This window comes from Caldisericum sp., from assembly GCF_049967455.1.
Classification (GTDB): Bacteria; Caldisericota; Caldisericia; order Caldisericales; family Caldisericaceae; genus Caldisericum; species Caldisericum exile_A.
Window position 1 is genome coordinate 1 of the sequence record NZ_JBMFSR010000020.1, and the last position, 21028, is coordinate 21028.

20 protein-coding genes are annotated in these 21028 nt (G+C 34.5%); 11 read left to right on the forward strand and 9 right to left on the reverse strand.

The window, feature by feature from the left end:
* Positions 1-304: 304 nt before the first annotated feature.
* From ACP5SP_RS05340 to ACP5SP_RS05350, 3 genes are read right to left on the reverse strand one after another with little or no spacing between them, the layout of a single operon-like run.
* Entirely contained in the window at positions 305-1201 is an 897-nt protein-coding gene (locus tag ACP5SP_RS05340) for a phosphate acyltransferase (RefSeq protein WP_416085336.1), read from the reverse strand.
* Positions 1202-1213: 12 nt separating this feature from the next.
* Positions 1214-2473 carry an MFS transporter gene (locus ACP5SP_RS05345; RefSeq protein ID WP_424586849.1) on the reverse strand — a complete coding sequence of 420 codons (1260 nt, stop codon included), beginning with the start codon at positions 2471-2473 and terminating at the stop codon, positions 1214-1216.
* Entirely contained in the window at positions 2454-3194 is a 741-nt protein-coding gene (locus ACP5SP_RS05350; RefSeq protein ID WP_428067115.1) for an alpha/beta hydrolase, read from the reverse strand. The genes ACP5SP_RS05345 and ACP5SP_RS05350 overlap by 20 nt, the downstream gene beginning before the upstream one ends.
* 202 nt (positions 3195-3396) lie before the next feature.
* On the opposite strand from ACP5SP_RS05350, the gene ACP5SP_RS05355 reads away from it, so the two are divergent.
* Entirely contained in the window at positions 3397-4047 is a 651-nt protein-coding gene (locus tag ACP5SP_RS05355) for a peroxiredoxin (RefSeq protein WP_424597000.1), read from the forward strand.
* 69 nt (positions 4048-4116) lie between these two features.
* Here the strand turns inward: ACP5SP_RS05355 and iorB are convergent, their stop codons facing one another.
* On the reverse strand, positions 4117-4716 hold the full coding sequence (gene iorB / locus ACP5SP_RS05360; RefSeq protein ID WP_428076144.1) for an indolepyruvate ferredoxin oxidoreductase subunit beta: 600 nt from the start codon (positions 4714-4716) through the stop codon (positions 4117-4119).
* Between the two features lie 91 nt (positions 4717-4807).
* A complete protein-coding gene (locus ACP5SP_RS05365; protein WP_424586852.1) occupies positions 4808-4960 on the reverse strand; it encodes a hypothetical protein in 153 nt (50 codons plus the stop codon).
* A 55-nt stretch (positions 4961-5015) separates the two neighbouring features.
* On the opposite strand from ACP5SP_RS05365, the gene rgy reads away from it, so the two are divergent.
* From rgy to ACP5SP_RS05395, 6 genes are read left to right on the forward strand one after another with little or no spacing between them, the layout of a single operon-like run.
* Positions 5016-8495 carry a reverse gyrase gene (gene rgy, locus ACP5SP_RS05370; RefSeq protein ID WP_428076146.1) on the forward strand — a complete coding sequence of 1160 codons (3480 nt, stop codon included), beginning with the start codon at positions 5016-5018 and terminating at the stop codon, positions 8493-8495.
* Positions 8496-8529: 34 nt separating this feature from the next.
* Entirely contained in the window at positions 8530-9213 is a 684-nt protein-coding gene (locus tag ACP5SP_RS05375; protein WP_416085329.1) for a class I SAM-dependent methyltransferase, read from the forward strand.
* On the forward strand, positions 9204-9449 hold the full coding sequence (locus ACP5SP_RS05380; protein WP_416085328.1) for a YkoF family thiamine/hydroxymethylpyrimidine-binding protein: 246 nt from the start codon (positions 9204-9206) through the stop codon (positions 9447-9449). Before ACP5SP_RS05375 ends, ACP5SP_RS05380 begins: the two co-directional genes overlap by 10 nt.
* A 13-nt stretch (positions 9450-9462) precedes the next feature.
* Positions 9463-10329: a radical SAM protein gene (locus tag ACP5SP_RS05385; protein ID WP_424586854.1), complete on the forward strand. Its 867-nt coding sequence runs from the start codon at positions 9463-9465 to the stop codon at positions 10327-10329.
* A complete protein-coding gene (locus tag ACP5SP_RS05390; protein WP_424586855.1) occupies positions 10307-11317 on the forward strand; it encodes a radical SAM protein in 1011 nt (336 codons plus the stop codon). The genes ACP5SP_RS05385 and ACP5SP_RS05390 overlap by 23 nt, the downstream gene beginning before the upstream one ends.
* Positions 11295-12803, forward strand: a complete 1509-nt coding sequence (locus ACP5SP_RS05395; protein WP_428076147.1) for a hypothetical protein — start codon at positions 11295-11297, stop codon at positions 12801-12803. The genes ACP5SP_RS05390 and ACP5SP_RS05395 overlap by 23 nt, the downstream gene beginning before the upstream one ends.
* Positions 12804-13219: 416 nt before the next feature.
* Here the strand turns inward: ACP5SP_RS05395 and uvrA are convergent, their stop codons facing one another.
* Positions 13220-16045: an excinuclease ABC subunit UvrA gene (uvrA, locus tag ACP5SP_RS05400; RefSeq protein ID WP_428076151.1), complete on the reverse strand. Its 2826-nt coding sequence runs from the start codon at positions 16043-16045 to the stop codon at positions 13220-13222.
* Entirely contained in the window at positions 16032-16811 is a 780-nt protein-coding gene (locus ACP5SP_RS05405) for a hypothetical protein (protein ID WP_428076149.1), read from the reverse strand. Before ACP5SP_RS05405 ends, uvrA begins: the two co-directional genes overlap by 14 nt.
* A 200-nt stretch (positions 16812-17011) precedes the next feature.
* Between ACP5SP_RS05405 and ACP5SP_RS05410 the strand changes: the two genes are divergently transcribed.
* From ACP5SP_RS05410 to ACP5SP_RS05425, 4 genes are read left to right on the forward strand one after another with little or no spacing between them, the layout of a single operon-like run.
* Positions 17012-17398 (forward strand): PadR family transcriptional regulator, encoded by a 387-nt coding sequence (locus tag ACP5SP_RS05410; protein WP_416085322.1) that lies wholly within the window; start codon positions 17012-17014, stop codon positions 17396-17398.
* Positions 17395-17928 (forward strand): phosphodiesterase, encoded by a 534-nt coding sequence (yfcE, locus tag ACP5SP_RS05415; RefSeq protein ID WP_416085321.1) that lies wholly within the window; start codon positions 17395-17397, stop codon positions 17926-17928. Before ACP5SP_RS05410 ends, yfcE begins: the two co-directional genes overlap by 4 nt.
* Positions 17925-18686: a ParA family protein gene (locus ACP5SP_RS05420; protein WP_416085320.1), complete on the forward strand. Its 762-nt coding sequence runs from the start codon at positions 17925-17927 to the stop codon at positions 18684-18686. Before yfcE ends, ACP5SP_RS05420 begins: the two co-directional genes overlap by 4 nt.
* Positions 18687-18693: 7 nt before the next feature.
* Positions 18694-19605, forward strand: a complete 912-nt coding sequence (locus ACP5SP_RS05425) for a ParB/RepB/Spo0J family partition protein (RefSeq protein WP_416085319.1) — start codon at positions 18694-18696, stop codon at positions 19603-19605.
* On the opposite strand, the gene ACP5SP_RS05430 is transcribed toward ACP5SP_RS05425, so the two are convergent.
* Together ACP5SP_RS05430 and ACP5SP_RS05435 are read right to left on the reverse strand one after the other, a co-directional pair.
* A complete protein-coding gene (locus tag ACP5SP_RS05430; protein WP_424596994.1) occupies positions 19594-20112 on the reverse strand; it encodes a type II secretion system protein in 519 nt (172 codons plus the stop codon). The genes ACP5SP_RS05425 and ACP5SP_RS05430 overlap by 12 nt on opposite strands.
* Complete coding sequence (locus ACP5SP_RS05435; RefSeq protein ID WP_416085317.1) at positions 20102-20668, reverse strand: molybdopterin-dependent oxidoreductase; 567 nt, start codon at positions 20666-20668, stop codon at positions 20102-20104. Before ACP5SP_RS05435 ends, ACP5SP_RS05430 begins: the two co-directional genes overlap by 11 nt.
* Between the last annotated feature and the right edge of the window lie 360 nt (positions 20669-21028).

Sequence of the window (21028 nt, forward strand, 5' to 3'; positions counted from 1 at the left end):
CTAATATAAACAGAGGAGATTCCTCGCCTTCGGCTTCGGAATGACAAATGAGAATTGACTTTGGAATGACAAAAAATTGGCTTCGGAATGACAAATGAGAATTGACTTTGGAATGACAAATGAAAATTGACTTCGGAATGACAAACCATTGAGTGGAAGAACCGTATCCTCTTCTAAATTTGAAAATCCTTGAACTTCATTCAATAAACACTAAATAAAAGCCTTTTTAGGTTAATATATAAAGTGGAACCCTTTTCCATTAGTTAATTGGATATTATGCCCTCTTACAATCGGGTAATCCTATCTATTTTGATATAAGGATTGTCAAAGCAATTGAACGGAGTTTGGATTCAGCTTTATCTGCACGCGACGGTATCATAATAGGTCTTGAGGCTCCTACAACAGTCACTGCAAGTGGTTTTCCACCAATATACTCAACTGCTTTTCCAAGTATATTTCCTGACACTATATCGGGAGTTATAAGAATATCTGCATCACCTGCAACATCTGAAACAATACCTTTTTTCTCTTTTGCATAAACAGAAAGTGCATTGTCAAGTGCAAGCGGTCCATCAACTATACACCCTTTTATTTGGCCTCTCTCCCACATTTTTCTAAGCATAGCTGCATTCAAGGTTTCGGGCATATCAGGATTTACAACTTCAACTGCACAAAGTAGCGCAACCTTGGGCATAGGGTTTCCAAGTTTATTTGCAACAAAGACAGCATTATCAATTTCCTTAACAAGTGTATCAATGTCAGGGCGAATTAAAACTCCCCCGTCTGATAAGAGTATGATCTTTTCTCTTCCTTCATAATTTGATTCAAATGCTGCAACACTTGTAATAATTCTATCAGTTCTAAGCCCCCAATCTTTATTAAGAACTGCCTTTAAAAGGGTAGCAGTTTTTACTGAACCTTTTAGAAGTATGCCTTCGTTTTTAACAGTTTCAACTGCAATTTTGCACTTTTCTTCATCATCCTTTGAATCAATAACATCTTTTATAAATCCTTTATCTTCAAATTCCTCAAAAATCTTGTCAAACTTCTCCTTGCTTCCTATAAAAATACCAACACCAATTCCAATTTTGTAAGCATCGAATACTGCTTCGACTGCATCTCTATCTTCCCCCACAACAACAATTGGAGTTTTTCCAACGCCTTTGAGATGCTCAATAATTTCCTGGAAATTTTTAAACATAAAAACCTCCTTTTAGTCTTTAATAGGAATTCTTCTCATAAATGTAAGAGAAGTAAACGCCACAATAAAGGCAATCACAGATATAGGGAAAATAACAAATTTTGTCTTAAACGCATCAGCAAAACTACCAGCAAGAACAGGAGCAACGATATTTGCAGTTTGAGAGAAAAGATAATAGAAACCAGTGTATGTGCCTTGTGTTTCAGGTGTCCCAAAATCAATAACTGTTGGAATTGCATTCACAATGAAAAGATCCCACAAAATACCGCCAAGTGCAAAAAGATACTTGTGAATAGAGTAATTCTTAACAAAAACAACAACTCCAAACACAAAAACAAGTCCCAAAAGACCAACAAGCATAGGAAGTTTTCTTCGATATTTTTTACCAAGAAAACCTGCAGGGATTGAAAAGGCAATAAATGTAATAAAGAAGATAGAAAGATTTAGTTTCGCCATCTGCTCGCCAACAGTTGGAGAAAGTCCAGATTCCATACTCATAAAAGCGGTGTAAAAAGTTTCAACGGTATTAACTCCAATCCAACCAAACGCAACTGAAAGAAGAAGAAACAAAAGAGAAACATTCTCTTTTTTAAATAAAAGCCCAAATGACTTAAATATACTAAAAGGCTCTTCGCTTTCACCTTCACTTCTATATATGGCATCTCTTTTTTCATTTACGGAAAAGAACACAACAAGTGCTCCAATTACAATAAAGATACTTGCAACGAAAAATCCTAAAAGTCTATTCACCGATGAGATCATTCCCACAACAAGTATTCCGAATATGCCACCAATACCTGTCATTAAGTTCATAATTGAGTTTGCAGGGGCCCTATCCTCTTTTGGGGTAATGTCTGCCATAAGGGCAATTGTCGGAGACCTTTGGACTGACATAGCCGATACGGCAAAAAATATTGCAAAAAATACATACATAAATGGCAACTCAAAATGTGCAAAAAGTGCTATAAGAAAGAAAAAGAAAGCTCCACCTAAAAGGCCACCAAGAATGTAGGGCATCCTTTTTCCGATTCTCGTGTTTGTCCTATCAGAAAGCATTCCTACAAGTGGAAGAAGTACAAGACCAAGAATGTTATCAATGTTCATAACCCAACCTGTAAGGGTATTAGAAAGGTGGTAAATTGTTTGCACAATAATTGGGATATCTGTGTTATAAATACCCCAAAAGAGTTGATCCGAAAATGAACTCATCCCCAAAAGGAATACCTTTTTGAAATTTGCCTTGGGTTTTATTTCAGCAGAATTCGTTTCCATTTTCCCTCCTTAAGATTGTCTTTATGAATTCAACACTTTTATTAAAAATAATCTCCTTGTCAAAATCCTCGGTTGCAACATGATATGAATTTTTAAGATGAACAAGGAAAATTTCATCAGAGCCAACGCTTCTAAGGGTAATTAAAACGCTTTCATATGGAATTACATGATCTTCAAGAGATTTGAAAATAAGAAGAGGTGCGCTTACATTTGGAAGTTCTTCTTTTATAACTTCCATAAGCTTCATAAACTCATAAAGTGCATTCAAAGAAATGTAATCATACGCAAGACCTGTTTTTGATTTATCTTTGATGTCAGACCCTGGATCATAGACAAATTTTATAAAATGCCTCAAAATTGGGACAAGCAACAATTTAAAACTCTTTTTGAGGATAAGCGCATGATTTACAAGGATAAGCCCTTTAATATCCTTAAACTTTGTTTGCAGATGAAGAGCAAGTGCTCCACCCATTGAAAGCCCAAAGGCAAATATTTTATCGGTTTTCTCACTTAACTTTCTATATGAATTTTCAACATCATTAAACCAATCTTCATAATTTACTTTTTCAAGATCCCTGTAATTTGAATTATGTCCCGAAAGAGATGGCATTTCTATAATAAATCCATTATTTTCGAACTGATCCTTTAGATAGGATAGAGTTTTAAGATTTCCTGTAAAGCCGTGAATAAGTAAAATCCCTATATTTTTGTGCAAATCCATAATCTCCTCTTTAAGATTATAAATAAATGCAACAAAAAAGTAAATATATGTAAGTCTTTCAAAAAATTTCCTTAAAAAAATTAAAATCGTATCATCGAAGTCTTAAGAAAAATTTTTAATGAACCTTTCTCTTGACAAAAAATTTTTTTCTATTATAATTAAAGTGTAGTTTAGAAAAATTATAAATTAGGAGGTGGGTAAGATGGAAGAAATTAAGAGATTGCCTTTATTAGGAGAGAAATTCCCAGAATTTACTGTTAAAACAACTCATGGTGTTAAGAAATTACCAGATGACTACAAAGGAAAGTGGTTTATACTTTTCAGCCATCCTGCTGATTTTACCCCTGTTTGCACAACCGAGTTTGTAGCATTTGCAAAGAGGTATGAGCAATTTAAGAAACTTAATACTGAGCTTATTGGACTTTCAATTGACCAAGTTTTCTCTCACATTAAATGGGTTGAGTGGATTGAAAACACACTAAAAGTCCAAATCCCATTCCCAATAATTGCAGACGATAGAGGAACCATTGCAGAAGCACTTGGAATGCTTCATCCAAGCAAGGGCACAAACACTGTTAGGGCTGTATTTGTAGTTGATGACAAAGGCATTTTAAGAACGATGCTCTACTATCCACAGGAACTTGGTAGAAATATGGATGAAATTCTAAGAATCGTTGAAGCACTACAAGTTTCTGACAAAGAAGGCGTAGCAATGCCTGCAAATTGGCCAAATAACGAACTCATTAAAGATGAGGTGATTATACCTCCCGCAGATAATGTAGAGGCTGCCTCTAAGAGAATGAAGGAATACACTTGCTACGATTGGTGGTTCTGCCATAAGAAAGTAAAATAAGTCCCGAAAACCGATAAATATAAAAGGCGGGGTAATTACCCCGCCTGTATTTTTAAATCCTCCTTTTTCTTATTTAAAGTTAGCTTCCCCTATTTCAAAACCTTTTTCAAATGCCTTAATATTCAAATTTACATACTGCGGCTTAAAACTCTCCTTTATTGCCTCAACAATGAATTCCTTTTTGAGAGGAAAATTTGGAACAGATGCACCCACTCCCAATATGACCATATTAGAAAGGATGCTATCTCCAACTTCTTTTGCAATAGCCTCAGCATTCACAGGAATAACAACCTTAAGATATTTTTTTAATTCAGAAAGATATTCGTCACTTGAAAGATATTCTGAAATTCCAAGTGACGCTGTAAATGGCACAATTTCTCCGGTATTAACAACTGCAAAAGTATTTTCATTTAATTTTGGAAGGGCACGCAAAGCCTCAAGAGGCTCAAAAGATAGAAGTAAATCTGCGCCTCCTTTTTTAATAATGGGGCCATTTACATCGCCTATTCTAACCTCAACTGGAACTACCCCTCCCCTTTGGGACATTCCATGAATTTCGGAGGTTACAACATTTAGGCCTTGTTTTATACAAGCTTGACCTATTACAATTGATGTCTTTACCACTCCCTGACCACCAACGCCTGTAATGTAAATATTATATTGCATCATATCACCTCAAGAATATGATAATAGCAACTTTAAAAATTTCAAAAAAATTTCAAAGTCATCATCTTAAAAGTTTAAATTTCGAGAGATACTTTTATTTATTCTTTAACTCTTTAAGCATCTCCTTTATTTCTTTGAGTTCTTGATAGCTCCTATATGCGTTAAGACTGATGTTATGAAGCCAAACAAATGGCAATACTGCAAGGGCAACTACAAGAATCACATAAATAACCAAAAGTCCTTCCATTTAAAACCTCCTTTTAAAATTTTCACATTAAAATTATAATGGAATGGAGGAAAATATGGAAACAATTCCAACGATTTATAAAAACCTATGTCCAAACTGCGGAAATGATATTGATGACGAAAGGTTAAAATTAGGGCTAACATGTAAAGTATGTCTTGAAAAAATTGTCCCAAAAGAACAAATCTGTAATTACCTTAAAATCGATCAATTTCAGCCTGTTTGTAATTTAAGAACACATATGCAAAGATTCAAAAAGACATTCGAAAACATTACAGGCTTTACACTATCCTCACTTCAGGAGATGTGGGCAACAAGGTTTTTCCTCGATAACTCCTTTGCACTCATTGCCCCAACGGGAATTGGCAAAACAACATTTGGGCTTGCGCTTTCAAAATACATCTCAGAAAATAACATTGGTTTTGTGTATCTAATTTTCCCAACAAACATCCTTGTAAAACTTGCAAAAGAAAAGTTATTAACTTTTGGAATTGAAGAAAACGATATCATCGCGTATGACTCAAATCTCCCCAAAAATACGCTTGAAGTTCTTAAATACCGCATCCAAGAAGGAGATTTTAAAATCCTCATAACAACTACAAACTTTCTATATAAAAACTTTGATATTGTGCCAAAAGGTCTTTACTCCCTTGTACTAATTGACGATGTTGATTCAATACTCAAGAATTCAAAAAATATCGACAAAGTGCTAAAACTCTTGAACTTTAACGATAATGATATAGAAAAAGCACTAAAACTCATTGATCTTAAGAGGCTTTCAATTAAAAATAAGGTTAACCCACAAACATTACAAAGTGCAATTGAAGAAGTAAACAAAATTAAGGAAAAAAGGAAAGGTGTTTTAATCGTTTCATCTGCAACAACAAACCCGAAGTCAAAGAAAGTTTTACTCTTTAGAGAACTCCTTGACTTTGAAGTAGGGCGTGTTGTCTCAACCTTGAGAAACGTAGTCGATGCGTACAAAATTACACAGGATGACCTTACAAAAGCTGCTCTTTCAGAAATTAAGAAATTAGGAAAGGGTGGTCTTGTATTTTTAAATGCAGATTACACAAAAGAAGATCTTGAAAAATTCGTGCAATTGCTCAATAAAAATGGCGTAAAGGCAGCTTCCTATGAAAACCTTGCAAAAGTCTTAAAGGATTTTAAAGAAGGAAATCTTGATGTACTTGTAGGATTTTCCACTTACAGAAATCCACTTGCAAGAGGCATTGACCTCCCATCAGTTATAAGGTATGCACTCTTTTTAGGTGTTCCAAAGATGAAGTTTTCGCTTAGCACAACGGAGGGAAATAGAGGCATATACTATGCAATTCTTTTGCTTATTCCACATATTACAAGAAAGAAAATCCTTCCTGAATCTGAAATGACAAAAATCTTTAGACACCTGAACATTCTTAAAAGATACTCAAATTTTGTTGAAGAGGGTATCGAAAGTCCTTATCAAAAGGCCTATAATGAAGCAATAAATTATTTCAAGGAACTACTTAATAGAGAAGATATTTTAAAAATTGTAGAAGAAACTCCTGATATTGCCCTTCACAGGAAAGGGAATGAACTTTCATTCATAGTTGTCGATATCACAGGCTACATACAGGCATCTGGAAGGACTTCACGCCTCATAGCAACAGGACTTACAAAAGGACTTTCTCTCATTTTGACAAATGATTTCAAAACGCTCTCAGTCTTAAGGAAAAAACTCAAATGGTTTATTGGAGAAGGAGATTTATTACCTTACGAGAGTCTTGACCTTGAAAGCATCCTTAGAGAAATTGATAACGACAGAGCACTTGCACAAAAAATAGAAAGTGGGTTTATCCCAAAAGAAGGTTTGAAGTTTAACACAAAACTCGTAATTGTTGAGTCTCCTAACAAGGCAAGGACAATTGCGTCTTTCTACGGTAAACCAGTAAGAAGGCGCATTTTAAATCTTGATGCATTTGAAATCATCATGAAGGACACAATCCTTACAATTGCTGCATCAAAGGGGCATGTCCTTGACCTTAACAAAACAGAAGGGTATTTCGGAGTTTTAAAGAATGGTGAAACATTCATTCCAATTTTTGAGCCAATTGATGAAGATAGAGAAAACATACTTAAGGCACTTAGGAGATTATCCTTGGAAGTTAATGAAGTTCTTCTTGCATCTGATCCAGATACAGAAGGAGAAAAGATAAGTTATGACCTTTTCCTTAATCTTTCGCCATATGCAAATAACATAAAAAGAATCGAATTCCATGAGATTACAAAGTATGCATTTGAAAATGCAATAAGAAACTCAAGAGAATTAAATATTAAACTTGTTAAGGCACAATTTTTAAGAAGGATTGCAGATCGATTTGTAGGCTTTACAGTTTCTCAATACATCCAGAAAGAAAAGGCTTTAAAAACACTTTCAGCAGGAAGAGTGCAAACGCCAGTCCTTGAATGGATTGTTAAAAGAGGAATTGAGGCATCAAAAAAATACCCTTATTTAAGAGTATTCTTTAATTCGAAGATGGTTGAATTCAAGCTTGAAAGACCAATAAATAAAGAAGAGCTTGATAATATTAATGAGATCTCAGTAAAAATCCTTGAGACAAAAGATGAGAGAGTTTTTGTAAAGCCATTTGAAACCTACACGCTCTTAAAGGAGGCATCTAATAAACTAAAACTGCCCGTATACACAACCATGCAACTTGCCCAAGATCTCTTTGAAATGGGATTAATTACCTATCACAGAACTGACAGCATAAGAGTAAGCGATGCAGGTGTTAGAATTGCAAAAGAATACATAGAAGAACATTTTGGAAACGACTTTTTAAGCATCAGAACATACTCACAAATTGGCGGCGCACATGAATGCATTCGTCCCACAAAGGCAATGGATGTAGAAGATTTAAAGTCATACCTTACAATAAACACTATTTTAGGAATCACTCCACTTCACCTAAAACTCTACGATCTCATCTTCAGGCAATTCATTGCATCGCAAATGAAAGAGACGGTTTTGGAAGTTGGAAAAGTCTTGTTCTCACTTACTTTTGATGACCTTGTGCTTCAAAAAGAGGAAGACTTGAATATCAAAATTGTCCATGAAGGTTTTAATAAAATTTTACCTGTTGAGGTATATCCAATTGCTGAGGGAAATATACAAATTACAAATAAAATCCTTATAAGAAGAAGTGAAGTTCCATTTTATACGCATGCAACAATAATTCAAGAGATGCAAGAAAAAGGAATCGGTAGGCCATCCACATATGCGATCACAATTGAAAAGCTCATTGCAAGAAAGTATGTTATAGATAGAAAAGGTTTCTTAATTCCAACAAAACTTGGCATAGAAGTCTTAAACCTTATAAAGAAAAACAAAAAAATCTCACCTTTTGTAAGCGAAGAATACACGAAAGAGCTTGAAAAAAGAATGGATGAAATTGAACTTGGCATTCACGACTATAACAAAGAGATAGAAAAAATTTTCTACGACCTTGAACTTGAAAAATTGAAGGAAACAACAAGCTTAATACTGGAAGATTGAGTAATGTTTACTAAAGTTATGTTATAATTGAGTTATGGAAGAAAAATTTAATGAAATCGCAAATGAGTATGACAAATGGTTTGAAACTCCAGTTGGGCGCATCGTAAAAGAATTGGAATTAAATGCTCTTTTAGAGGCGATGGGAGAAATTAAAGGCAAAAAGATACTTGAAGTTGGTATAGGAACTGGTTTATTTGCTATGGAATTTAGAAAAAGAGGAGCAGATGTAATAGGTATTGATCCTGCGGAAAATATGCTTAAGATTGCAAAGTCTCGCGGTTTTGAAGTAAAGTTTGGTTATGGCGAAGCAATTCCATTTGAGGAAAATTCTTTTGACATTGTCTTGTCTATGACATCAATGGAAAATTCAAAAAACCCTGAAAAATTTGTGGGTGAAATGGTGCGTGTTGCAAAGCCTGAAGGTAAAATTGTTGTTGCAGTCTTGAATGCAATTTCTCTCTATGGCATATCAAGAAGGATAAGAGGATTATTTGATCCGAATGATCTTTTTAAAGGAATGCATTTCTATAATTTTTGGGAACTTAAAAACCTCTTGAAGAAACACTTATGTAATGTGGAAGTAAATTCTTCCGTTTTCTTTAATCCATCACCTCCAAAGTTTATTCTGGATAGGGCAAATGCACTTGAGAAATTTGGAAGAAAATATCTTAAGCCCTTCGGGGCATTGCTTATAGGAGGAGGCATAAAATGCTTATAACTGCACAATTTTCAGTATATCCTTTAAAGGTAGAAAATTACGGCGATTATGTGTATGAAGCAGTTCGTATCGTGAAAAGTTTTGGCCTTGATGTTACAGTTGGGGCAACAAGTTCTGTTACATACGGGGATTCTGAAACAATTTTTAAGGCATTTAATGAAGTTATAAAGCAGTTTGAAGGTAAAGTTCATTTTGTTTTCGTGATAACACTTTCAAATGCGTGCCCTAAACCATAAGTAGGTGCTAAAAATGGTATTTTTCTTTTATCCATCAAGAGAAACTCTTGAAGTAAGTTTAACGGGGACTGCATGTTCTCTTAACTGCAATCACTGTAATGCTCGGTATCTTTCGAGAATGAAAACAAAAGAGCAAATCCTTGAAATTCTTGAAAATCATCCAGGAAGGTTTAAAAGCATTCTCATTTCAGGTGGCTCAACAAAAGATGGAAAGGTGCCTATACTTGAACATATGGACTTTATAAAAAAGGTACACTCTATGGGACTTAAATTAAATTTCCATACAGGACTGCTAAGTGAAGAAGAGATAAGAGCAATAAAACCTTATGTTGAAAGAATATCCTTTGATTTTGTTTATGATGATAGAGTAATTCAAGAGGTATATCATTTAAAGGACAAAACAAAAGAAGATTTTGAAAAAACTTACCTTCTTATGAGAAGAATTATTGGAGGGCGTATTGAAAATGAGGAAGGTCTTCCACAGTCCCGCGTTGTGCCGCATATAACATTGGGAATCAAATGTGGTGAGATTGACGAAGGAGAAGAAGATACAATCGACGAACTTGCATTTATAAAGCCAACACTTATAGTAATAGATGTCTTTATTCCAACAAAAGGAACCCCTTTTGAAAATTGTCCTGTACCAGATTTAGACAAAGTATTAAAAATGGTTGATAAAGCCTATAGAAGGACATCACGCACAACTACACTTTTTTTGGGTTGTATGAGACCATTTGGAGAATATAGAGAACGTCTCGATGTTGAGGCATACAAGTTGGGCGTAAAGGGATTTGTCCTTCCATCAAAATCTTTAAGAGACCTTGTAAAAGAACAGGGGGAAGAAGTGAGGATTTTCAATGAATGTTGTGCCCTTATCTAAGGAAGAGGTACTTAAAAAAGACATAAGAGTTTCAATTGGAAGCCTCGCATTGCTTGGATTAAGGAATGTAAAAGTTTTTGCAAAGCCTACAACTATTTACCTAATGGTTGAGGAACATTGTTTATATAATTGTCTTTACTGTGCACAGGCAAAAGAATCAAAGGCAAACTTTGAAAATCTATCGAGGGTAACCTGGCCTAAAGAAAAATTTGAAAATGTGCTTGATGCACTCATAAAGCACAAAGATGACTACAAGAGGATTTGCTTTCAAGTTGTAAATGGAAAAAACTACTACGAAAATCTTATAGGGTTCTTAAAAGTCTTAAACGATGCAGAATTAAATGTCCCAATCTCAATTTCAATAAGAGAGCCAAATATTAATCGCATAAGAGAGCTTTTTTCTCTGGGAGTAGAACGCATTGGCCTTCCCATTGATGTTGTTTCAAAAGAAGACTTTTCTAAAATTCGAGGGGGAAATTTTGAAAAGACATTTTCCTTTATTCTTGATGTAGGAAAAGAATTTAAAGGAAAAATTACAACTCATATTATTGTTGGATTGAATGAAACAGATTTTGAACTATACGATGCAATGAAAAAGTTCTTTGATGGTAATGTGCTTGTATCGTTGTTTTCATTCACACCTGTTAAAGGAACACTGTTAGAAAAACATCAAAAAGTCCCAATCGGACGATACAGGAAGTTCCAATTTATAAGGGCACTGTTTTTTAAGCGTATTCCTTTTGAACCAATTTTTGAAAATGGCATACTAATAGGTGCTAAAATCGATTTCACGAAAGAAAAGATTCTTGAGCTTGTTACGGACCCTTCAAACTACATAACTCAAGGATGTCCAAATTGCAATAGACCATTCTATAACGAAACACCTACAGGACCTCTCTACAATTTTCCTGTGAAGCCAGAGGATACAAGCTTTGTCTTCAATGACTTTGTTAAAGTAGTTATTGATGGAAAAGTCTTCTTCAAGTGATAGTAGAACTGTTAGGAACTTAATACTTCTTCTTGAAAGTGGAACATTCTTACACGACATCGGAAAACTTTCAAGATACTTTATCACATCAAAGGCAAAAGACATAAAAGGACTCGATTTTCACGGACAAATTCTTTACATTGATTTTTCGCTTAAAAGAATCCCAGAAACCTTGTGGAAATTTCTCAATGTTGAGGTATATGAACTCCTTCAAATTGACCCTCAAACTTTGCCATTTGAAACTGATTTTTACCTAATCCATATGATTTGCGCTCATCATGGTTGCAATAGATGTCTCAGAAACCCTCCGTGTAATCTTAAAGACAAAATTGAGGACTACAAAATTATGGAACTTCTCAAAACTCTTGACCATATGGATGCGTCAAACCCACTTGATTCTCGGAAACAGGGATATAAAGAGGTATTTATTGATAGATTTTTTGAAATGAAAGAAAGAGTTGAAATTGAGAAACTTGATTCTCTAAGGATTGAACTTTATAATAAACTTAATTCTGCACTTATTGAGGCAGGATTTGGAAGCAAAAATTTTGATATTATTTCCTTTAGAAGGAAGCTCTTTGAATACCTAAAAGAACCTTTCTTAAAAACTCTTTCTGAAACACGCCTTTTTGCAAACGACATAACGTTATTTGATCATTCACTTGCTACTTCAACACTTTTTAAGATGTATCTAAGCGCGTATTTTAGATTCGGTATGCCTTTCCCAAAGAATTTTTCAGAAGTGAAATATTCGTTTGCTAAGTGCTATTCAACAAGCAAAGCGCTTATTGAAGAAGATTTTGCATTGTCAAATGTTATCATTGCAAATAACGATTTTATTGTATTTCCATATCCAGGACTTTCAAACAAAAAAATTAGAAAAGGGCTTAAAGAACTTATTAACGATTTTGAAGTGATAAGAGACCCTTACGATCTTTTTCCAAAATATAAGGAATACTTGCTGTCCCTTAAGGTAAAAAATGTAGAGGACATAAAAGAAGACTACACTTATAGTAAGGCAATTAGAGATGTTAAAAAAGTCATATACTTTGCACTCCTTAAAGAAAAGGAAGAGTTGTCAAAAAAGCTTAAAAGCTTTACAAGACACATAAGAAATGTTTCAAATGGCGTTTTGAAAGATAGAATAAATTTTATAAAATTTCTCAAAAAACTTGTAGAATTAAAGCGTCTTAAAAAACACTTAGACGCAAAGCCAACAATCGAAGAAATAAGAAAATTTTTAAAAGTGCATTCATCAAAGGAGATCGAGCCTCAAATTGAAGAGTATTTTGACCTTATCACTTCACCTATAAGACCCCCATCGCCAATTGAGATGTCAAAGATGTTTTTGAGATATTATAGAAAAACTCACTCTTACAAAAAAGTTCTCAATCACTTTGTTATAACAAGACCAATGACTTTAGGAAGAATAATTGCATTTAACCGCATCATACAAGCTAAACAAACAGAAACGCTTAAGAATTAACCCGCTTCAAATCGTCCCTTTGAGAAGGATAAATTATCATAAAATTGTCTAATTCTTCCTTTGAAAAAGGAAAAACATATGTCAAAATACTTTTTAGGGGAAATGGATACAGAAACTCTTAAAGAAGTGATTTATACAAATTAGAAATGCATAAAAAGGTTGGAAGAAAAAAGAATTCCTAAAGGCAACCCCTTCTGATTTTGAAAATGGCATTCTTACAACCGAAAAAAGGTGATACTGAGACGAAGCTTTTCTGAATTCTTAGCAATGGGGGTTTCAAGGAGTCGTACTTTGCAAAAATTAGTCTGAAAGAAAGATCCTTAAAGAGTATTTTGAGGCGATGTTTTTTAAAGATCTCGTTATAAGGTATGAGATGAGAGACACAGCTCTTTTAGATTTGCTTATTAATAATTTCTCTATACTAAAACCTTTTTAAGATATTGTCCTGTATAGGACTTGGGATTATTTGCAATCTCCTCAGGTGTACCTGTTCCCACAATATAGCCACCACGCTCTCCCCCTTCGGGGCCAAGGTCAATAATATAATCTGCCGACTTAATTACATCAAGATTATGCTCGATTATGATAACAGTATTCCCCTGATTAACAAGTCTTTGAAGAACATCAATCAACTTATGAACATCCGCAAAATGCAAGCCTGTTGTGGGCTCATCGAGGAAGTAAACAGTTCTTCCTGTCCCTCTTTTTTGAAGTTCTGCTGCAAGTTTTACACGTTGTGCCTCTCCACCTGAAAGTGTAGTTGCAGATTGCCCCAATTTTATGTAGCCCAAACCTACATCATCAAGAAATTGAAGTTTTCGCTTTATTTCAGGAATATTTTCAAAGAAAGATAATGCTTCTTTAACGCTCATTTCAAGAACATCTGCAATACTTTTTCCCTTGTATTTTATTTCAAGAGTTTCTCTGTTGTATCTTTTTCCGTGGCACACCTCACAAGGCACATAAACATCAGGTAAAAATTGCATTTCAACTTTTATATAGCCATTTCCCTCACAAGCTTCACACCTTCCACCGGGGATATTAAAACTAAATCTTCCTGCCTTATATCCCCTTGCCTTTGCTTCGGGTAAACTTGCAAAAAGCTCTCTTATGGGAGTAAATGCTCCAGTGTAGGTTGCAGGATTTGAACGGGGTGTTCTCCCAATGGGAGATTGGTCAACCATCACTACCTTGTCAATATATTCAACACCTTCGATTTTGTCATGTTTTCCTGGTTCTTCCTTTGATTTGTAGAGTTTCTTCATAAGCGCCTTGTAAAGAATATCATAAATGAGAGTTGACTTTCCGGAGCCTGAAACACCTGTAACACAAATAAATGTATGAAGAGGAAATTGAACATCAATATTTTTGAGATTATGTTCTCTTGCACCTTTTACAACAAGAAATTCTCCGTTCCCTTTTCTTCTTTCAGTTGGGACTGGAATTTTCAATTCACCTTTCAAATATTGCCCTGTTAAAGATCTTTTTTCATTTATAATATCCTGAAGTGAACCAGTTTTTACGACATAGCCACCCTCTTCGCCTGCACCAGGACCAATGTCTATGATGTAATCTGCTTCCCTTATTGTTTCTTCGTCGTGTTCAACAACAATTACAGTATTGCCAAGATCCCTTAATTCCTTTAAAGTATTCAAAAGTTTATCAGTATCTCTTGGATGAAGCCCAATTGATGGCTCATCAAGGACATATAAAACTCCCACAAGCTTTGAACCAACTTGTGTTGCAAGACGAATCCTCTGCGCTTCACCTCCTGCAAGAGTTTCCGAAGGTCTATCCAAAGTAAGGTAAGAAAGTCCCACATCAAGCAAAAACTTCAATCTATTTTTTATTTCTTTTATTATTTGATGAGCAATTAATCTCTCCTTTTCTGTGAGTTTCTTTTCAAGGTTTAAGAAAAACCTATACGCATGCCCTACAGACATACTCGTTAAATCTGCAATATTTATGCCATCAACTGTAACTGCAAGGGCTTCAGGTTTGAGTCTTTTTCCGTGGCAAACAGGACACTCAACTCGTCTCATAAATTTTTCGTATTCCTCTTTCATACTTTCAGATTCAGTTTCGTTGTATCGCCTTTTAAGGAGATTTACAACTCCTTCAAAATAAGTTGAAAAACTATAAACCTCACCATTTTTTGATGTAATTCTTACGGGCATTTTTCCCTCAGTTCCATAAAAAATCAAGTCAAGCTCATCTTTTGAAAGCTCTTTCAAAGGCTTGTAGGTATCGATGCCGTATCTTTTTGCAGCTTGCAAAAGAATTTGAAAGGTGTATGTATCAAAGCCTCTAAAACCTGGAATCTGTATTGCGCCTTCTTCAAGGGATAAATTCCAATCGCGCACAATCAAATCTGGATCTGGTTCAATTTTAAAGCCAAGTCCCATACACTCTGGACATGCTCCGTACGGTGAATTAAAAGAAAATAATCTTGGCTCAATTTCTTCAATTGAAAACCCACATACAGGACAGGCAAACTTTGAAGAGTATAGATATTCTCTTCCATCTTCATCTCTTACCTTTACAACCCCCTCCCCTTCTTGAAGCGCAAGCTCAATTGAATCCTCGATACGACTTTTTTCTTCAGAAACTACAACAACTCTATCAACAACAAGATCAATATCGTGTTTTTTGTTTTTGTCAAGAGGAATCTCTTCCTGCAAAGAATACATATTTCCATCCACACGCACCCTTACATACCCTTTTTTTAGGTATTTTTCAAAAAGCGCCTTATATTCACCTTTTCTTCCCCTCACAAGCGGTGAAAGAATTTCAATCTTTTTATGCTCAAGATTTTTAAAAATCTGCTCTACAATTTCATCGGGTGTTTGTTTTTTAATTTCAGTGCCATCATTTGGGCAGTGTGGAACACCAATACGTGCATAGAGAAGCCTCAAATAATCGTAAATCTCGGTCATTGTGCCAACGGTTGAGCGAGGGTTTTTGCTTGCACTCTTTTGATCTATTGCAATTGCAGGAGAAAGTCCCTCAATTACATCGACATCGGGCTTTTCCATAAGCCCTATAAATTGCCTTGCATAAGCCGAAAGAGATTCTACGTAACGCCTTTGACCTTCTGCGTAAATTGTATCAAAAGCAAGAGAAGATTTTCCCGAGCCAGAAACACCTGTTATAACAATAAGTTTATTTCTAGGGATGGTAAGGGTGATGTTCTTGAGATTATGAACCCTTGCTCCCTTTATAAATATGTCATCTCTCATAATCTGAAATCCAAATAAAGAAATATACGAAAACTATTACTGATATATAATTCAAAATAATAGGAATTATAATTTGGGAACTCGCAATGGCACCAAATACAGAAACTACTGCAACAATAATGGAATAAATGCTTCCAACTGTTGTAGCAGCCCTAAAGTATTTCTTGAAGTCAAAAAGACTCCTTTTAATAGCTTCAAAAAATGGATATTTGGTTAATTCAAAGGGAAGTCTTGCAAAAAGCACCATAGGAATTAACTGGCTTACAAAAATTAGAAGAATGACAACGTGAATATCCTCAAGGCGGTTTAATACAGGGACCATTACGAAGTAGTTAATAATAAACTTCAAGGCAACAATTGTAAGAATTCCATAGAAAGGGGCTATTTGGGAAAAGTTTTCAACAAACGGAATGCTTGCAAGAAATATTGTTTCAATACCAATATAGGTTATCGGAAGAAAAATATTGAAAACCTGTGATAAGAAATCTGGCATAGTTGATGCAAGTAGCCTTAATATAAAAACAATTGAATTTAACAAAAGCGATATTAAGAAAAGCTCTTTCACATCATTCTTTTCAATAAGGGTAATTAAAAGAAGAATTAATGAACTTAAAATATATTGACCTAATATCGTAAGTGTTGAGCCTACAAATGAAATTTCTGTTTTAAAACTCAAATATTGATTTAGAATTGAAGTAAGCGTTGGGATAAGCGCAACAAGCAGCGCCTCAAAAAAAATTCTTTTAGATACCTTAATAGTTTTGTCCATTTTTTAACTCCTGCAAATAATAATTATAAGGTAATTTATACTTTTTACAAGTATTTTTGAAAAATTTTGCTTTGAAAATTTTCGACACTCTTTCCATATTATTAAGTGAGAAAAATTGTTTGAATTGGAAAAATTTCAGAATTTTGTATATTTGTATATAATTATAAAAATTTATTATTTATGGTAAGTTGGGGTGAAAAATGTTAGAAAATATTTTTAGAAAGAAAGGAAAAAATTTATTTATTACAAGTTTTTTTGGCTCAAAGGAGTTTTTGTATTTTTACATTCTTCATCTTCTTAATGAAAGAGATATGTATGGTGAAGAAATTTCTAAGGCAATACTCATTGTTTCAAGAGGTATGTGGTATCCAAACCCGGGCTTCATATACCCAGTGCTAAAAAAATTAAATAGTAGTGGCTTTATAAAGGGCGACTGGATTATAGGGGAGACAAAGCATCCACGCCTTGTTTATAAGATTACCGAGAAAGGTAAAGCTTATTACAGAAATTTGAGAAAGGATTGGAAAGAAGGAATAAAAGAGTTTATCGAAATCCTAAAATTAATTGATGAGGAGGATTTATTATGAAAGTGGGAGTTGTATCAGACATCCATGGCGATTTTTTGTCGCTTAGGGCAGTTTTTTCGGAGTTTGAAAAATTAGATGTAAAACTTGTGCTCGTTTTAGGTGATGTGCTTTACCATGGGCCCAGAAATCCAATGCCTGAGGGATATAATCCAATGGGAGTTTCTGAGCTAATAAACAATGCTCCCTTTAACTTTATCTTTGTTAAAGGCAACTGCGATGCCGATGTAGACCAGCTTGTAATAAAATATCCAATGCTTCAAGAGTTTGCACTTGTGCATATCGAAGGGACTACACTTCTTTTAACGCATGGAGATAAAATTGAAAACTTTGAAGAGTTCATGAAAAAATATAAAGGTATAAAAGCACTTCTAACGGGACATACGCATATACCAGTTGTAGAAGAAAATAAATTTGGGTTGCATATTAATCCAGGCTCAATAAGTTTACCAAAAGATTCTTCTAAAAAGTCCTTTGCAATTCTTGATATCGAAAAGGACAAATTTCTTGTGGAATTTAAGGAGATAACATGATAACGATAACAATTGCAAATCAGAAGGGTGGAGTTGGTAAAACAACAACCGCAGTTAATCTTGCCTCTTTTATTGCAAGAAAAAACTTTAAAACTTTACTTATTGATCTCGATCCACAGGCAAATTCCTCGTTTGTATTTCTTGAGAATCCAACAAATATAAGCACCTATTCAGTTTTTGTAGAGGAGAATACAGATCCTGTGAAAATTATCCACGAAACTTCTGTTCCAAATCTATTTTTAATGCCATCTTCAATTCACCTTGCGAAAGTAGAGCGTGCACTTTCTGGCGTTTTCGATGCACCACTTAAATTAAGAAAAGTTATTAGTAAAATTGCAAATATGTTTAGCTTTGTTATTATTGACACACCCCCTTCTTTAGGACTTCTTACGGTAAACGCCCTTACAACCTCTGATTATGTAATAATTCCAATTACCCCATCGCCTTGGGCACTTGAAGGTGTACAAGACTTTTTGGATACATTTGAAGGCGTCAAAGAAACATTTAATGAAAAGCTAAAAATTTTAGGAGTTTTAATAACCATGTTTGATACAAGGACTACCCTTTCAAAGGATGCCTCTCTAAAAATAAAGGAACTTTTTGGAGATCTTGTTTTTGAAGAACCAATCGGGAGAAGTGTTCGCCTTGAGGAAAGTCCTGCCTTTAGAGAGGATATCTTTGCCTTTGCGCCAGATTCAAAAGGTGCACATGCATATATGCTTTTTGGAGAAAGTGTCTTAAAAAGATTAGGAAAGTAGGTGAAAAATGGAACCAAAAAAGGGTTTACCAAAAGATTTTAATTTACGTTTTGATAAAGGCTATGTTGAAGAACTTGTAAATGAAAAGATTCAGGCAAAAGTAATTGAACTGAATGTTAGAGATATAGTTACAGATCCAAATCAACCAAGAAAAACTTTTAATGAAGAGAGCTTGAAGGAACTTGCCGAAAGCATCGAAAGACATGGCGTTTTAGAGCCAATTCTCGTGCGTAAAGTTGGCACAAAGTATATGATTGTTGCAGGAGAAAGAAGATACAAAGCAACACTTCTTCTAAAAAAAGATACAATACCTGCAATCGTAATTGATCCAAAAAGCGACAGCATCGTAAGGGAAATCCAGATTGTTGAAAATTTACAACGAGAAGATATATCACCCATAGAGAGAGCAAAGGCAATTTACGAATACCTAAAGCCATATGCAAAGGATAAAAATGTTAAAACACTTCTTATTAACTACAGGATGGGAAGAAATGTCCCTGAAGATTTTGCGCTCACTGTGAGCGCACTATGTAAGGCAATAGGAAAAACACCAATTACACTAATAAGGTGGATAAGTTTGCTTGATTTACCAGAGGACATTCAAAAAAAGATTGATGACCCTAACTCTCCTTTAACTTCAAGGCATGTTGAAAGTCTTCTTAAAGTAAAAGATCTTGATGTTATTAAAAAGGTTGTAAAGATTATTGAGGAAAATGAACTCTCCTCTCACGATGTAGCAAATGTAGTAAGCACTTTTAAGCATTTCAAACCTGCAACGCTTAAAGGTGCAATAAAAAATGTTGAAAATACAATAAATTTAATAGATTTCATTGATGATAAAAATAGAAAAAATTTAAAAGAGGAGCTAAAAACTCTCAAAGATCTGGTAAATGAACTTGAAGACAAATTAGGGGACTGACGGTGGACTTGTGGTTATTTCTGGAGAAATGTTTCCAAAACGCACAAGATACTTTCCATTTGGAAGTTCTGCATAAATAACATAGTTTGAACCATCTTTTGAACCATAGTAAAGCCCCAAGCCAAAAGGATTTTGCATATTCATAAGACTTTCGGGACGGAGAATATACTCTATACCTCCGCTTTCTCCCAGCAAAGTTTTGTTTTCCTTTTTGTTTATAAAAGCGTTTATCCCAAGTAGCTCTCTTGCAAGAAGAGATGTTGGAGCTTTACTATCAACCAAATATCCAAATTGTTCAGCTTGCACAACAGGATAAGGGTAAACACCCCAATCTTGTTTGTAATGTTCAAGGTCTCTTGCAAGGGAATCAAAGTTTGATAAGAGTTGCGCAATACGACCTCTATTTATGATATTTCCAAAAACAGGAACTGCAATCCCAGTAAGGATTATAATAATCGCAATTACAATCATTAATTCAATAAGAGTGAAGCCCTTTTTATTTTTCAAACCGATCATTTTCATAGACATTTGCGCTTCTTGAGTATCCCTTTTTCTCCCAATAACCTGGAATATCCTCTTCCATTACCTCAAACTCAACAACCCATTTTGCATCTTTATACGCATATTTCCCATTAACGACAAGCCTTAAAGGATATCCATTTGCAATATCGAGAGGCTTTCCGTCCATTTCATATGCAAGAAATGCATCATTACTCAAAAGAAAATCAAGAGGCAAATCGGTTGAATAACCATCAAGAGTCTTTACCATAACAAATTTTCCACTTGGCAAAATCGAGACATCTTCAAATAAAACTTTGGGATATACGCCTGAAAAAACAGGACCGAGATAGCTCCATCCATCAACACAATGAATATCAAATTGAACGCTTTCTTTATTCATATTAAAAATTTCTTTTAGAGAAATTACTTTTTCGCTCTTAATAAGACCAGTAATTTTAACAAAATAATTATCAATGTCAATTTCCTTAGGCTTTCCAAAAATTGAAATTGGATAAAGCCTTGCTGAAGGTTTTTGGCCTGGTGGCATTATAAATTCTCCCATTTTATCACCTCTACATATTATAATGGATTTACAATGTTTTAAAAGAAGGAGTTTAATGTTTTTTGAAAAAATTCATAAAGGAATCATTCTCTCTCCGCTTTAAATAAAAGATCCATTTAGCGAGTTATTATAGAGGCTTACAAACCAAATTTTCTTTCTGCACATTCAATAAAAGATCCCTCAGAAAGAAAATTCGTAGCTTTTACATACCTACATTAATCAAAAGAATCTACCCCCCTTCGAACTGCCCCAAAAGGAGGAGATTTCTCCATTAATCGAAGGGGTTAAAGCCCCCTTCGAACTACCCCCAAAAGGAGGAGATTTCTCAGTCGCTTTCGCTCCTTCGAAATGACAATTATT